Genomic DNA, 13,969 nt, shown 5'->3' with positions numbered 1-13,969 from the left:
TAATGACACAACCATTACCGGAAGCACAGTTGACTCGTGCTGAGAATGAACTGGATATTCGTGGCCTGTTTCGCGCGTTGTGGTCAGGAAAACACTGGATTATTGGCGTTGCGGTGCTATTTGCTGCCGTGGTGCTAATTTATACTTTTTTTGCCCGGCAGGAGTGGAGTGCTACGGCGATCACCGACCGGCCGACGGTTAACATGCTGGGTGGCTACTATTCGCAGCAGCAGTTCCTGCGCAATCTGGATGTGAAGGTCAACCCGACTACCGCGATGCCACCTTCGGTGATGGATGAAGTCTACAAAGAGTTCGTCATGCAGCTGTCCTCCTGGGACACCCGCCGTGATTTCTGGCTGCAGACGGATTACTACAAGCAGCGGATGGTGGGCAATTCCCGCGCCGATGCCGCACAGCTCGATGATCTGATTGACGATATTCAATTTATTCCCGGCGATGTGCTGAAAAGCGTGAGTGACAGCGTGAAGCTGACGGCGGAAACAGCGCCGGACGCCAATAACCTGTTACGTCAGTACGTGGCCTTTGCCAGCCAGCGTGCCGCAGGACATCTGAATGATGAACTGAAAGGCGCATGGGCTGCCCGCACTATTCAGGTGAAGGCGCAGGTGAAACGCCAGGAAGAGGTTGCTCAGGCGATTTTCAACCGCCGTTTGCATAGCATTGAAGCCGCGCTGAAGATCGCGCTGCAGCACAATATCACCCGCAGTGAGACCGATGTTCCGGCTGATGAATTACCGGACTCAGAGCTCTCTTTGCTCGGTCGTCCAATGCTGCAGGCACGCCTGGAAAATCTTCAGGCCGTGGGACCGACGTTTGACCTTGATTACGATCAGGGGAGGGCTATGCTAACGACCCTCAACGTAGGCCCGACGCTGGCACCAAGTTTCCAGACATATCGGTATTTGCGCACACCAGAGGAACCGGTAAAACGCACTAGCCCACGTCGTGTATTCCTGATGGTCATGTGGGGCATTGTCGGCGCATTGGTTGGTGCTGGGGTAGCACTGGCGCGTCGTCGCACGCAGTAAATGCCCATCAATTGATGAAGGGCGATGGGCCTGTTTCATCTATAGAAGAGAATCGATGTGAAAGTACTGACTGTATTTGGCACACGTCCGGAGGCGATCAAAATGGCGCCTCTGGTTCACGCGTTAGCAAGGGACCCTCATTTTGAGGCAAAGGTCTGCGTTACCGCGCAGCATAGGGAAATGCTTGATCAGGTGCTAAGCCTCTTCTCCATCGTTCCGGATTATGATCTCAACATCATGAGCCCAGGACAGGGTTTAACCGAAATCACCTGCCGGATTTTGCAGGGGTTAAAGCCCGTTCTGGAGTCGTTTAAACCCGATGTCGTGCTGGTTCATGGCGATACCACCACCACCGCAGCCGCGAGCCTCGCGGCTTTCTATCAGCGCATTCCCGTGGGGCATGTTGAAGCGGGTCTGCGTACCGGCGACCTCTACTCGCCGTGGCCGGAAGAGGCCAACCGTACGCTGACCGGGCACCTGGCGATGTATCACTTTGCGCCAACCGAAAACTCCCGGCAGAACCTGCTGCGGGAAAATCTGTCGGCTAAGCGAATTTTTGTTACCGGCAATACGGTCATCGATGCGTTGTTCTGGGTTCGCGATCGGGTGATGCACGATCGCGCGCTGAATGCAGACCTCTCCCAACGTTACCCTTTCCTGTGCGAGGGAAAGAAGATGATCCTGGTCACCGGGCATCGTCGGGAGAGCTTTGGTCAGGGCTTTGAAAAGATTTGCCACGCGCTGGCGGAAATTGCCGCGAACAACCCGGATGTACAGATTGTCTACCCGGTGCATCTGAACCCAAACGTCAGTGAACCGGTCAATCGTATTCTGGGGCATATTGATAACGTCATCCTGATTGAGCCGCAGGAGTACCTGCCGTTCGTCTGGCTGATGAATCATGCCTGGCTTATCCTGACCGACTCTGGCGGCATTCAGGAAGAAGCGCCATCGCTGGGCAAACCGGTACTGGTGATGCGCGAAACCACCGAACGCCCAGAGGCCATTGATGCCGGGACGGTTCGCCTGGTGGGCACCGATAGCCAACGCATCGTCGATGAAGTCACGCGCCTGCTGCGCGACGAAGAAGAATATCAAAGGATGAGCCGGGCCCATAACCCGTATGGGGATGGCCGGGCATGTGAACGTATATTGTCAGCATTAAAAAATAATCAGGTAACGCTATGAGTTTCTCAACCCTCTCGGTGATCGGTCTGGGCTATATCGGCCTTCCAACTGCAGCTGCGTTTGCTTCGCGGCAAAAACAGGTGGTGGGCGTTGACATTAATCAGCATGCGGTCGATACCATCAACCGTGGCGAGATTCATATTGTTGAGCCCGATCTCGACAGGGTGGTGAAAACGGCGGTGTCCGCCGGTTATTTACGCGCGACTACCACGCCGGAAGCGGCAGATGCCTACCTGATTGCCGTGCCAACGCCGTTCAAGGGCGACCATGAGCCGGATATGGTTTACGTCGAAGCGGCGGCGCGATCTATTGCGCCGGTGCTGAAGAAAGGGGTGCTGGTGATCCTCGAATCCACCTCCCCGGTGGGCGCGACCGAGCTGATGGCCGGTTGGCTGGCTGAGATGCGCCCGGACCTGACCTTCCCGCAGCAGGTGGGGGAGCAGGCGGACATCAATATCGCCTATTGCCCGGAGCGTGTGCTGCCAGGGCAGGTGATGGTGGAACTGATTAAGAACGACCGCGTGATTGGCGGGATGACGCCGGTATGCTCCGCGCGCGCCAGTGAACTCTATAACATCTTCCTCGAAGGCGAATGCGTGGTCACCAATGCCCGTACCGCCGAGATGTGCAAACTGACGGAAAACAGCTTCCGCGATGTGAACATCGCCTTTGCCAACGAGCTGTCGCTTATCTGCGCCGATCAGGGGATTAACGTCTGGGAGCTGATTCGCCTCGCGAACCGCCACCCGCGCGTCAATATCCTCCAGCCAGGCCCTGGCGTTGGTGGACACTGTATTGCCGTCGACCCGTGGTTTATCGTGGCGCAAAACCCGGAGCAGGCGCGTCTGATTCGCACCGCGCGCGAGGTGAACGACCATAAACCGTTCTGGGTTATCGACAAGGTGAAGGCTAACGTCGCCGACTGTCTGGCGGCCAGCGACAAGCGCGCCAGCGAGCTGAAAATTGCCTGCTTCGGCCTGGCATTTAAGCCAAACATCGACGACCTGCGCGAAAGCCCGGCGATGGAAATTGCCCAGCTGATTGCCCAATGGCACAGCGGCGAAACCCTGGTGGTGGAACCGAATATTCATCAGCTGCCGAAAAAGCTCGACGGCTTGTGCACGCTGGTGTCGCTTGAGACCGCGCTTGCCAGCGCTGACGTGATGGTGATGCTGGTCGATCACACCCAGTTTAAAGCTATCAGCGGCGATGCGATTACCCAGCAGTACGTGGTGGATACCAAAGGGGTCTGGCGTTGAAACGAATTCTGGTCACCGGCGGCGCAGGTTTTATTGGCTCGGCGGTCGTGCGCCATATTATCAATCATACGTCTGACAGCGTTGTCGTCGTGGATAAACTTACCTACGCCGGTAATCTGGCCTCACTGGCACCAGTGGCGCAGGACCCGCGCTTTGCTTTTGAGCGAGTGGATATCTGCGATCGCGCCGCACTGACTCGCGTGTTCGAACAGTATCGCCCGGATGTGGTGATGCACCTGGCGGCGGAAAGTCACGTTGACCGTTCTATCGACGGCCCGGCGGCGTTTATCGAAACCAATATCGTCGGCACCTACACGCTGTTGGAGGCCGCTCGCGCCTGGTGGTCTGCGCTCGATGACGGTGGTAAAGCGGCGTTCCGCTTCCATCATATTTCAACCGATGAAGTGTATGGCGATCTGCATTCGGTGGATGATTTCTTCACCGAAACCACCCCGTATGCGCCAAGCAGCCCTTACTCCGCCTCGAAGGCCAGCAGCGACCATCTGGTTCGCGCCTGGCTGCGTACCTACGGTCTACCGACGCTTATTACCAACTGTTCAAATAACTACGGCCCGTACCATTTCCCGGAAAAGCTGATTCCGCTGACCATCCTTAATGCGCTGACCGGGAAACCGCTGCCGGTGTACGGCAACGGTCAGCAGATCCGCGACTGGCTCTACGTTGACGACCACGCCCGTGCGCTCTACCTCGTCGCCACCGAAGGCGGCATCGGGGAGACCTACAATATCGGTGGCCATAATGAACGTAAGAACCTCGACGTGGTCGAGACTATCTGCGCCCTGTTAGAAGAACTGGTGCCGGAAAAACCGCAGGGCATCGCCCATTACCATGATCTGATTACGTTTGTCGCCGACCGTCCTGGCCATGATTTACGTTACGCCATCGATGCGGCAAAAATTGCCCGCGAGCTGGGGTGGACCCCAGAAGAGACCTTCGAAAGCGGTATGCGTAAAACGGTCCAGTGGTACCTCGCCAACGAAAGCTGGTGGAAGCCGGTACAGGACGGCAGCTATCAGGGTGAACGTCTGGGCCTGAAGGGTTAATCCCCCCGGAGGAGGAAAGCAATGAAAGGCATTATTCTTGCTGGCGGGTCGGGCACGCGCCTGCACCCGATCACCCGCGGCGTGTCAAAACAGCTGCTGCCGATTTACGACAAGCCGATGATCTACTACCCGCTGTCGGTGCTGATGCTGGCGGGTATCCGTGAGATTTTAATCATCACCACGCCGGAAGATAAAAACTACTTCCAGCGCCTACTGGGCGACGGTAGCGAATTTGGTATCTCGCTGCAGTATGCCGAGCAGCCAAGCCCGGACGGGCTGGCGCAGGCGTTTATCATTGGTGAGGCTTTCCTCAACGGTGAGCCGTCATGCCTGGTGCTGGGTGACAACATCTTCTTTGGTCAGGGCTTTAGCCCGAAACTGCGCCATGTGGCAGCGCGTACCGAAGGGGCGACGGTATTTGGTTATCAGGTGATGGACCCGGAACGCTTCGGCGTGGTGGAGTTTGACGATAACTTCCACGCGCTGTCGCTGGAAGAAAAACCGAAACAGCCAAAATCCAACTGGGCGGTGACCGGCCTCTATTTCTACGACAGCAAGGTGGTGGAGTACGCTAAGCGCGTGAAGCCTTCCGAGCGCGGCGAACTGGAGATCACCTCCATCAACCAGATGTACCTGGACGACGGCAAGCTGACCGTTGAACTGCTCGGCCGCGGCTTTGCCTGGCTTGATACCGGTACGCACGATAGCCTGATTGAAGCGAGCATGTTTGTGCAGACGGTGGAAAAACGTCAGGGCTTTAAAATTGCCTGCCTGGAAGAGATTGCCTGGCGCAACGGCTGGCTTGACGACGACGGTGTTAAGCGTGCCGCGGCGCAGCTGTCGAAAACCGGGTACGGCCAGTATCTGCTGGAGCTGCTTCGTGCTCGTCCGCGCCAATATTGATCCCCTGAAGTGGGAAAACCAATTCTTCGGCGTGAACAGTGCCATTGTTCGCGTGGCCGACGACGCGCCGCCGCTGACCGCTGAACGATTAGCGGGATGGTCGCGGGTGCAGGCAAAAATCGCCGCGCATCAGGTGGAAAATCTTGATGCGCTCCAGCATCTGGGTTTTCGGCTAGTTGAGGGCGAAGTTGATCTGGCGCTGCCGGTAGCCACCGGTGGAACCACGCTGGCGCAGGTTGCCACTGACGATGATATCCCCGCGCTGCGCAGCCTTGCCGCTCAAGCGTTTGCCCAAAGCCGTTTCCGTGCGCCGTGGTATGCGCCGGAGGCGAGCGGTCGTTTCTACGCACAGTGGATTGAAAACGCGGTAAAAGGCACCTTTGATAACCAGTGCCTGGTGTTTCGCGATGAACGCGGGGCGATTCGCGCCTTTGTCTCCTTAAGAGAATTAAACGCCTGTGACGCGAGAATCGGCCTGCTGGCCGGGCGCGGTGCGGGTGCAGAACTGATGCAGGCGGCGGTGTGCTGGGCGCATACCCGCGGTCTTTCGACGCTACGGGTGGCGACGCAAGCCGGCAATACCGCAGCACTTCAACGCTATATTCATAGCGGCGCTAACGTGGTTAGCACCGCGTACTGGCTATACAGGTGACTCCATGATTCCATTTAACGCCCCACCGGTAGTGGGTACTGAACTTGATTACATGCAGTCTGCGATGGGCAGCGGGAAACTGTGCGGTGACGGCGGCTTTACCCGTCGCTGCCAGCAGTGGATGGAACAGCGCTTCAGCAGCGCCAAAGTGCTGCTGACCCCGTCCTGTACCGCCTCGCTGGAAATGGCGGCGATCCTGCTGGATATCCAGCCGGGCGACGAAGTCATTATGCCGAGCTACACCTTTGTCTCCACCGCCAACGCCTTCGTGCTGCGCGGTGCGAAGATTGTGTTTGTCGACGTGCATAAAGAGACCATGAATATCGATGAGACGCTGATTGAAGCGGCCATCACCGGCAAAACCCGCGCTATCGTGCCGGTGCACTACGCGGGCGTGGCCTGCGAGATGGACACCATCATGGCGCTGGCGAAAAAATACAATCTGTTCGTGGTGGAAGATGCCGCGCAGGGTGTGATGTCGACCTACAAGGGCCGCGCGCTGGGCTCCATCGGCCACATCGGCTGCTTTAGCTTCCACGAGACCAAGAACTACACCGCCGGCGGTGAAGGCGGCGCGACGCTGATTAACGATCGCGCGCTGGTGGAACGCGCGGAGATTATCCGTGAGAAAGGCACCAACCGCAGCCAGTTCTTCCGCGGCCTGGTGGATAAATACACCTGGCGCGATATCGGCTCCAGCTACCTGATGTCTGACCTGCAGGCTGCCTATCTTTGGGCGCAGTTGGAAGCCGCCGATCGTATTAATAAACAGCGTCTCTCCTTGTGGCAAACCTACTATGACGCGCTGCTGCCGCTGGCGAACGCCGGGCGTATCGACCTGCCGGTGATCCCGGAAAACTGCGGCCATAACGCGCATATGTTCTATATCAAACTGCGCGACGTAGAAGATCGCAGCGCGCTGATTAGCTGGCTGAAAGAGGCGGAAATCCTCGCGGTATTCCACTACATTCCGCTGCACTCCTGCCCGGCGGGCGAGAAGTTTGGTGAGTTCCACGGCGAAGACCGTTTCACTACACAAGAAAGTGAGCGTTTACTTCGTTTGCCGCTGTTCTACAACCTGTCGCCGGTTGACCAGCGCACGGTCATTAATACCCTGCTGAGCTACTTCGCCTGATATGTCACTGGCAAAAGCTTCGGTGTGGACCGCCGCGTCCACGCTGGTAAAAATTGGCGTTGGGCTGCTGGTGGTTAAGCTGCTGGCGGTATCATTTGGTCCTTCAGGGGTGGGTCAGGCGGGTAACTTCCGCCAGTTAGTCACCGTGCTCGGCGTGCTGGCCGGGGCGGGAATCTTTAACGGGGTGACGAAGCTTGTCGCCCAGCATCACGATGACCCGGCGCGACTACGTCAGGTGGTGGGCACGTCATCTGCAATGGTGCTCGGCTTCTCCACGCTGCTGGCGGTGGTCTTTTTGCTCGCGGCAGCACCGATAAGCCAGGGGCTGTTTGGCCATACCCATTATCAGGGGCTAGTGCGGCTGGTAGCGCTGGTACAGCTGGGCATCGCCTGGGCGAACCTGCTGTTGGCGCTAATGAAAGGCTTCCGTGACGCGGCGGGCAACGCGCTGTCGTTGATTGCCGGTAGCCTGATTGGCGTAGTGGCTTACTATGTGTGCTACCACTTTGGCGGCTATCAGGGCGCGCTGCTGGGGTTGGCGCTGGTACCGGCGCTGATCGTGATTCCTGCGGCGGTGATGCTCAGCAAGCGCGGCGTCATTCCCTGGGGCTATCTCAAGCCGCAGTGGGACCGTTTACTGGCGGGTCAACTGGGTAAATTTACCCTGATGGCGGTGATTACCTCCGTCACTATGCCCGTGGCCTACGTGATGATGCGAAACCTGATGGCGGAGCACTACAGCTGGGATGAAGTGGGGATCTGGCAAGGCGTGAGCAGTATCTCCGATGCTTACCTACAATTTATTACCGCCTCGTTTAGCGTCTATCTGTTACCTACACTTTCGCGGTTAACCGCCAAGCAGGATATTGGCCGCGAAATTGGCCGCTCCCTGAAGTTTGTGGTGCCGGCGGTGGCGGCGGCAAGCCTGACCGTCTGGCTGCTGCGCGATTTTGCTATCTGGCTGCTGTTTTCATCGAAATTTGTCGCCATGCGCGATCTGTTCGCCTGGCAGTTGGTGGGTGATGTACTGAAAGTAGGCGCTTACGTTTATGGCTATTTAGTGATCGCCAAAGCCTCGCTGCGTTTCTATATTCTGGCCGAACTGAGCCAGTTTACGCTGCTGACGGCGTTCTCCCACTGGCTCATCCCGGCGCATGGCGCACTGGGGGCGGCGCAGGCCTATATGGCGACCTATATTGTCTATTTCACGCTGTGTAGCGGCGTATTTTTAATTTGGCGTAAACGGCAATGACCGAACTGATACATATTCTGGGATCGGATATCCCTCATCATAACCAGACGGTGCTACGGTTTTTTGCCGATGAGCTGGCCGCAGAGCCCGCACACGCCCGTCAGTTTATGGTGGTGAGCGGTGATGAGAGCCTGGTGAAGGCATTTCCTTCGCTGGAGATAGACCGCTATAACGATAAATCCGCGCTGGCAAAGGCGGTGGTGGCAAAAGCGAAGGCCAATCGGCAGCAGCGCTTTTTCTTCCACGGTCAGTTTAATACCGGTATCTGGCTGGCGCTGCTCAGCGGCGGTCTGAAGCCATCGCAGGCGAGCTGGCATATCTGGGGGGCGGATCTGTATGAAGTCTCCCGCGGCCTGAAGTTCCGCCTGTTCTATCCGCTGCGTCGCATGGCGCAGGGGCGTGTGGGCCGCGTGTTTGCCACTCGTGGCGATCTCAGCTATTTTGCCGCCCGTCACCCGCAGGTGACCGGCGAGCTGCTTTATTTCCCAACGCGGATGGACCCATCGCTGAACGCGCTGGCGGACACCGCGCCGCGCGACGGCAAGCTGACGATTCTGGTAGGTAACTCTGGCGATCGCAGCAATGAGCATATTGCGGCATTGAAGGCAGTGCATCAGCAGTTTGGCGATACGGTAAACGTCATTGTGCCGATGGGCTACCCGGCGAACAACACGGCCTATATTGCAGAAGTGAACGAAGCCGCGCTGGCGCTATTCAGCAGCGAAAATGTGCAGATTCTGCGTGAAAAGCTGGAGTTTGATGCCTACCTTGCGCTATTACGCCGCTGTGATTTGGGCTATTTTATTTTTGCGCGCCAGCAGGGTATCGGCACGCTCTGTTTGCTGATTCAGGCGGGGATCCCCTGCGTACTCCACCGGCAGAACCCGTTCTGGCAGGATATGGCCGAGCAGCATATTCCGGTGTTATTCACTGACGATGCGCTGACCGTCCCGGTGGTGCGTGAAGCGCAGCGTCAGCTGGCGCTGGTGGATAAAAACGCCATCGCCTTTTTCAAACCTAACTATCTGGCGCCGTGGCATCGGGCGCTGCAACTGGCGGCGGGGGAAGCGGTATGAGCGAAATGCAGTTTACCGGGCTGCTTGCCGTCTGGCTGTTGTCGACATTGTTTATCGGCACCCTGACCTGGTTTGAGTTCCGCCGCGTCCGCTTCAACTTCAACGTCTTCTTCTCGTTGTTGTTCCTGTTGACCTTCTTCTTCGGCTTCCCGCTGACCTGCACGCTGGTGTTCCGCTTTGGTGTCGGCGTGTCGCCGCCGGACGTACTGCTGCAAACGTTGCTGATCTCGGTCTGTTTCTATGCGGTCTATTACGTGACCTACAAAACGCGTCTACGGTCTGCGCAGACCCACGTTGCGCGGCGGCCGTTGTTTACCATGAATCGGGTTGAAACGAACATCACCTGGATTTTGCTGATGGTGATCGCGCTGTTTACGGTCGGCACCTTCTTTATGCATAACGGCTTCCTGCTGTTTAAGCTGCACTCCTACAGCCAGATTTTCTCCAGTGAAGTCTCAGGCGTGGCGCTTAAGCGCTTCTTCTACTTCTTTATTCCGGCAATGCTGGTGGTCTATTTCCTCAATCCGACCTGGAAGCGGTGGATTGGCTTTTTGATCGCGACCACGGCCTTTGGCCTGCTGACCTACGCGATTGTCGGCGGTACTCGCGCCAACATTATTATCGCCTTCGCCATCTTCCTGTTTATCGGCATCATTCGCGGCTGGATTTCGCTGTGGATGCTGGTGGCGGCCGGGGTCATGGGGATTGTCGGCATGTTCTGGCTGGCGCTGAAGCGCTACGGCATGAACGTTAGCGGTGACGAAGCGTTTTACACCTTCCTCTACCTGACGCGTGATACCTTCTCACCGTGGGAAAACCTGGCGTTGTTGCTACAGAACTACGACAAGATTGATTTCCAGGGGTTGGCGCCGATGGTGCGCGACTTCTACGTCTTTATCCCAAGCTGGATGTGGCCATCGCGGCCGAGCATTGTGCTGAACACCGCCAACTACTTTACCTGGGAAGTGCTGAACAACCACTCCGGGCTGGCTATCTCGCCGACGCTTATTGGCTCGCTGGTGGTGATGGGGGGCATGTGGTTCGTCCCGCTGGGTGCGGTGGTGGTGGGGCTGATTATCAAGTGGTTTGACTGGCTGTATATGCTGGGCAATCGGGAAACTAACCGCTATAAATCGGCGATTCTGCATAGTTTCTGCTTTGGCGCGATCTTCAATATGATCGTGCTGGCGCGTGAAGGGCTGGACTCCTTCGGCTCTCGTGTCGTCTTTTTTATGGTTATCTTTGGGGTCTGTTTGCTGGTGGCAAAACTGCTGTACTGGTTGTTTGAAAGCGCGGGGCTGATTCATCAGCGGCTAAAACGTCCCTCGCACGTTGGAGAAGGACAAAATGGCTGACTCATTAACCGCGCCGACTTACAGCCTGCGCGGGCTGAAGCTTATCGGCTGGCGCAACATGCAGCATGCGCTGGACTATTTGTACGCGGACGGCAATCTGAAGCAGGGCACGCTGGTGGCGATTAACGCTGAAAAGATGCTGACGCTGGAAGATAACGCTGAGGTTCGAGAACTGATTAACGCGGCGGAGTTTAAGTACGCCGACGGTATTTCCGTGGTGCGTTCGGTTCGCAAGAAATATCCCGAGGCTAACGTCTCTCGTGTGGCGGGAGCGGATCTTTGGGAGGCGCTGATGGCGCGCGCCGGGGCAGAGGGCACGCCGGTGTTCCTCGTTGGCGGCAAACCAGAGGTGATGGCGGAAACCGTGGAGAAGCTGCGTAAACAGTGGAACGTGAATCTGGTCGGCACTCAGGATGGCTACTTTACGCCGGAAGCGCGACAGGCGCTGTTTGAACGTATCCGTGAAAGCGGGGCAAAAATCGTTACCGTGGCGATGGGCTCACCGAAGCAGGAGATCCTGATGCGCGATTGTCGGCAGGTTTACCCCGACGCGCTCTATATGGGCGTGGGGGGCACCTATGATGTCTTTACCGGCCACGTGAAGCGCGCGCCGAAGGTGTGGCAGAACCTGGGGCTGGAGTGGCTTTACCGCCTGCTATCCCAACCAAGCCGAATTAAACGCCAGCTTCGTCTGCTGCGCTATTTACGCTGGCACTACACCAATAATCTCTGAATTTCCTGCGCGTTACCCGTGATGCATCACGCAGAATATGCGTGATGCATTCACAACTCCGATACTTTATTCCTCATTTCTATTTGCCATTTCAGCCAAATTGTTAAACCATTCGCCTGCCCTGACGATATCTACGTATTTTCTACGGCGGTATCCGTATCCGACAGACATCTATTTTTCTATAAAAAATAAAACCGGCATCGACCGGACAAATGCAAACACAAGAGGATCTATGGCAGAGAATAAACCGGAGCTCCAGCGCGGTCTGGAAGCCCGTCATATCGAATTAATTGCCCTTGGGGGCACCATCGGCGTGGGCCTATTTATGGGCGCGGCAAGCACCCTGAAGTGGGCCGGGCCGTCGGTGCTGCTGGCCTATATTCTGGCCGGGGTATTTGTCTTCTTCATTATGCGCTCCATGGGCGAAATGCTGTTTCTCGAGCCGGTAACCGGTTCGTTCGCCGTCTATGCGCACCGTTATATGAGTCCGTTCTTCGGCTATCTCACCGCCTGGTCATACTGGTTTATGTGGATGGCGGTGGGGATCTCGGAGATTACCGCGATAGGGGTTTACGTCCAGTTCTGGTTCCCGGATATGGTGCAATGGATACCGGCGCTGATTGCCGTGGGGCTGGTCGCGCTGGCAAACCTGGCGGCGGTGCGCCTGTACGGTGAAATCGAGTTCTGGTTCGCGATGATTAAAGTCACGACCATTATCGTAATGATTGTCATCGGCCTCGGCGTCATTTTCTTTGGCTTCGGCAACGGTGGTACTTCCATTGGCTTTAGCAACCTGACCGAACACGGCGGTTTCTTTGCCGGCGGCTGGAAGGGCTTCCTGACGGCGCTCTGCATCGTCGTGGCATCCTATCAGGGCGTTGAGCTTATCGGCATGACCGCCGGTGAAGCGAAAAACCCGCAGGTGACCCTGCGCAGCGCGGTAGGCAAAGTGTTGTGGCGCATCCTGATTTTCTATGTGGGGGCGATTTTCGTTATCGTCACCATCTTCCCGTGGAATGAAATTGGTACCAACGGCAGCCCGTTTGTGCTGACCTTCGCTAAAATCGGGATCACCGCGGCGGCGGGTATTATCAACTTTGTGGTGCTGACGGCGGCGCTCTCCGGCTGTAACAGCGGCATGTACAGCTGTGGCCGTATGCTCTACGCGCTGGCGAAAAACCGTCAACTGCCCTCGGCGATGGCGAAAGTGACCAAAAGCGGCGTTCCGGCGGCTGGCGTTAGCGTATCGATTGTTATCCTGTTGATTGGCTCCTGCCTGAACTACGTTATTCCTAACCCACAGCGCGTGTTCGTCTATGTCTATAGTGCGAGCGTATTGCCGGGCATGGTGCCGTGGTTTGTGATTCTGATTAGCCAGCTGCGCTTCCGTCGTGCACATAAAGAAGCGATTGCTAGCCACCCGTTCCGTTCGATTATGTTCCCGTGGGCCAACTATCTGACCATGGCGTTCCTGATTTGCGTGCTGATCGGTATGGGATTCAACGATGACACCCGGATGTCGCTGTTTGTTGGCGTGATCTTCCTGGCCCTTGTGACGCTGGTTTATAAGGTTTTTGGCATGAGCCAAGGCGCGGAAGTGCAAGATTTGCAGAAATAAGCGACAAAACGCGCAAAGCATGAGCAAACGATAATTTTCTTTTAAAAGGCACTAGACAGCGGGGGAGGAAGTCCGTATTATCCGACCCCGCAACGGCGCTAAGCGCCCGTAGCTCAGCTGGATAGAGCGCTGCCCTCCGGAGGCAGAGGTCTCAGGTTCGAATCCTGTCGGGCGCACCATTTACCCGGTGCTGGAGCTGCGGTGGTTCTAAAAGACCGCGTAAGATTTGCAGTGGTGGCTATAGCTCAGTTGGTAGAGCCCTGGATTGTGATTCCAGTTGTCGTGGGTTCGAATCCCATTAGCCACCCCATTATTTGATAGAGTTGTGAAATTGCGAAGGTGGCGGAATTGGTAGACGCGCTAGCTTCAGGTGTTAGTGTCCTTAGGATGTGGGGGTTCGAGTCCCCCCCCTCGCACCACGACTTTATAATGAATTGAATTTATAATTCAAAAAGCAGTACATCGGCGAGTAGCGCAGCTTGGTAGCGCAACTGGTTTGGGACCAGTGGGTCGGAGGTTCGAATCCTCTCTCGCCGACCAATTTTAGACCCTGCAGCGCAGGGTTTTTTATTCAAGACTTAACGTCAAGAATAAAAACCGAATTGAACGATAATTCAAAAAGCAGTATTTCGGCGAGTAGCGCAGCTTGGTAGCGCAACTGGTTTGGGACCAGTGGGTCGGAGGC

At 56.5% G+C, this 13,969-nt stretch carries 12 protein-coding genes and 5 tRNA genes (1 of these 17 running past the window's edge); all 17 read left to right on the top strand.

What is annotated here, in order from left to right:
- The first annotated feature begins 2 nt into the window (after window positions 1-2).
- Complete coding sequence (wzzE, locus tag V6944_RS19965) at window positions 3-1,049, top strand: ECA polysaccharide chain length modulation protein (protein ID WP_333500213.1); 1,047 nt, start codon at window positions 3-5, stop codon at window positions 1,047-1,049.
- 57 nt (window positions 1,050-1,106) lie between these two features.
- The gene (wecB, locus tag V6944_RS19960; protein WP_333500212.1) at window positions 1,107-2,237 is read left to right on the top strand and encodes a non-hydrolyzing UDP-N-acetylglucosamine 2-epimerase; all 1,131 of its coding nucleotides are present in this window, start codon (window positions 1,107-1,109) and stop codon (window positions 2,235-2,237) included.
- Window positions 2,234-3,496 carry a UDP-N-acetyl-D-mannosamine dehydrogenase gene (gene wecC / locus V6944_RS19955; protein ID WP_333500211.1) on the top strand — a complete coding sequence of 421 codons (1,263 nt, stop codon included), beginning with the start codon at window positions 2,234-2,236 and terminating at the stop codon, window positions 3,494-3,496. Before wecB ends, wecC begins: the two co-directional genes overlap by 4 nt.
- Window positions 3,493-4,560, top strand: coding sequence for a dTDP-glucose 4,6-dehydratase (rffG, locus tag V6944_RS19950; RefSeq protein ID WP_333500210.1), 1,068 nt, complete (start codon window positions 3,493-3,495; stop codon window positions 4,558-4,560). Before wecC ends, rffG begins: the two co-directional genes overlap by 4 nt.
- 21 nt (window positions 4,561-4,581) lie before the next feature.
- The gene (gene rfbA / locus V6944_RS19945; protein ID WP_333500209.1) at window positions 4,582-5,463 is read left to right on the top strand and encodes a glucose-1-phosphate thymidylyltransferase RfbA; all 882 of its coding nucleotides are present in this window, start codon (window positions 4,582-4,584) and stop codon (window positions 5,461-5,463) included.
- Window positions 5,441-6,115, top strand: coding sequence for a dTDP-4-amino-4,6-dideoxy-D-galactose acyltransferase (gene rffC, locus V6944_RS19940; RefSeq protein ID WP_333500208.1), 675 nt, complete (start codon window positions 5,441-5,443; stop codon window positions 6,113-6,115). The genes rfbA and rffC overlap by 23 nt, the downstream gene beginning before the upstream one ends.
- Before the next feature lie 4 nt (window positions 6,116-6,119).
- Window positions 6,120-7,250, top strand: coding sequence for a dTDP-4-amino-4,6-dideoxygalactose transaminase (gene rffA / locus V6944_RS19935; RefSeq protein ID WP_333500207.1), 1,131 nt, complete (start codon window positions 6,120-6,122; stop codon window positions 7,248-7,250).
- 1 nt (window position 7,251) lies between these two features.
- Window positions 7,252-8,502, top strand: coding sequence for a lipid III flippase WzxE (wzxE, locus tag V6944_RS19930; protein WP_333500206.1), 1,251 nt, complete (start codon window positions 7,252-7,254; stop codon window positions 8,500-8,502).
- Window positions 8,499-9,578 (top strand): TDP-N-acetylfucosamine:lipid II N-acetylfucosaminyltransferase, encoded by a 1,080-nt coding sequence (locus V6944_RS19925; protein WP_333500205.1) that lies wholly within the window; start codon window positions 8,499-8,501, stop codon window positions 9,576-9,578. Before wzxE ends, V6944_RS19925 begins: the two co-directional genes overlap by 4 nt.
- The gene (gene wzyE, locus V6944_RS19920; RefSeq protein WP_333500204.1) at window positions 9,575-10,933 is read left to right on the top strand and encodes an ECA oligosaccharide polymerase; all 1,359 of its coding nucleotides are present in this window, start codon (window positions 9,575-9,577) and stop codon (window positions 10,931-10,933) included. The genes V6944_RS19925 and wzyE overlap by 4 nt, the downstream gene beginning before the upstream one ends.
- A complete protein-coding gene (gene wecG, locus V6944_RS19915; RefSeq protein WP_333500203.1) occupies window positions 10,926-11,666 on the top strand; it encodes a lipopolysaccharide N-acetylmannosaminouronosyltransferase in 741 nt (246 codons plus the stop codon). The genes wzyE and wecG overlap by 8 nt, the downstream gene beginning before the upstream one ends.
- Before the next feature lie 232 nt (window positions 11,667-11,898).
- On the top strand, window positions 11,899-13,284 hold the full coding sequence (thrP, locus tag V6944_RS19910; protein ID WP_333500202.1) for a bifunctional threonine/serine APC transporter ThrP: 1,386 nt from the start codon (window positions 11,899-11,901) through the stop codon (window positions 13,282-13,284).
- Window positions 13,285-13,386: 102 nt separating this feature from the next.
- A tRNA-Arg gene (locus V6944_RS19905) sits at window positions 13,387-13,463 on the top strand.
- A gap of 55 nt (window positions 13,464-13,518) precedes the next feature.
- Window positions 13,519-13,594 (top strand) — tRNA-His (locus V6944_RS19900).
- Window positions 13,595-13,617: 23 nt separating this feature from the next.
- Window positions 13,618-13,703, top strand: a tRNA-Leu gene (locus tag V6944_RS19895).
- Window positions 13,704-13,747: 44 nt separating this feature from the next.
- Window positions 13,748-13,824 (top strand) — tRNA-Pro (locus V6944_RS19890).
- A gap of 90 nt (window positions 13,825-13,914) precedes the next feature.
- Window positions 13,915-13,969: transfer RNA gene (locus V6944_RS19885), tRNA-Pro, on the top strand (it continues 122 nt past the right edge of the window).

Origin of the sequence: Kluyvera sp. CHPC 1.2972, assembly GCF_036759925.1 — a bacterium.
Classification (GTDB): Bacteria; Pseudomonadota; Gammaproteobacteria; order Enterobacterales; family Enterobacteriaceae; genus Kluyvera.
Note: the sequence above shows the minus strand (reverse complement) of the source record. Positions and strands in the feature narration are given on the sequence as shown.

Bases quoted from the DNA above. Each gene is read 5' to 3' on its own strand.
- rfbA (WP_333500209.1), top strand. From the start codon at position 4,582: ATGAAAGGCATTATTCTTGCTGGCGGGTCGGGCACGCGCCTGCACCCG.
- thrP (WP_333500202.1), top strand. From the start codon at position 11,899: ATGGCAGAGAATAAACCGGAGCTCCAGCGCGGTCTGGAAGCCCGTCAT.
- wecG (WP_333500203.1), top strand. From the start codon at position 10,926: ATGGCTGACTCATTAACCGCGCCGACTTACAGCCTGCGCGGGCTGAAG.
- rffA (WP_333500207.1), top strand. From the start codon at position 6,120: ATGATTCCATTTAACGCCCCACCGGTAGTGGGTACTGAACTTGATTAC.
- V6944_RS19925 (WP_333500205.1), top strand. From the start codon at position 8,499: ATGACCGAACTGATACATATTCTGGGATCGGATATCCCTCATCATAAC.
- wzxE (WP_333500206.1), top strand. From the start codon at position 7,252: ATGTCACTGGCAAAAGCTTCGGTGTGGACCGCCGCGTCCACGCTGGTA.
- wzzE (WP_333500213.1), top strand. From the start codon at position 3: ATGACACAACCATTACCGGAAGCACAGTTGACTCGTGCTGAGAATGAA.
- wzyE (WP_333500204.1), top strand. From the start codon at position 9,575: ATGAGCGAAATGCAGTTTACCGGGCTGCTTGCCGTCTGGCTGTTGTCG.
- wecC (WP_333500211.1), top strand. From the start codon at position 2,234: ATGAGTTTCTCAACCCTCTCGGTGATCGGTCTGGGCTATATCGGCCTT.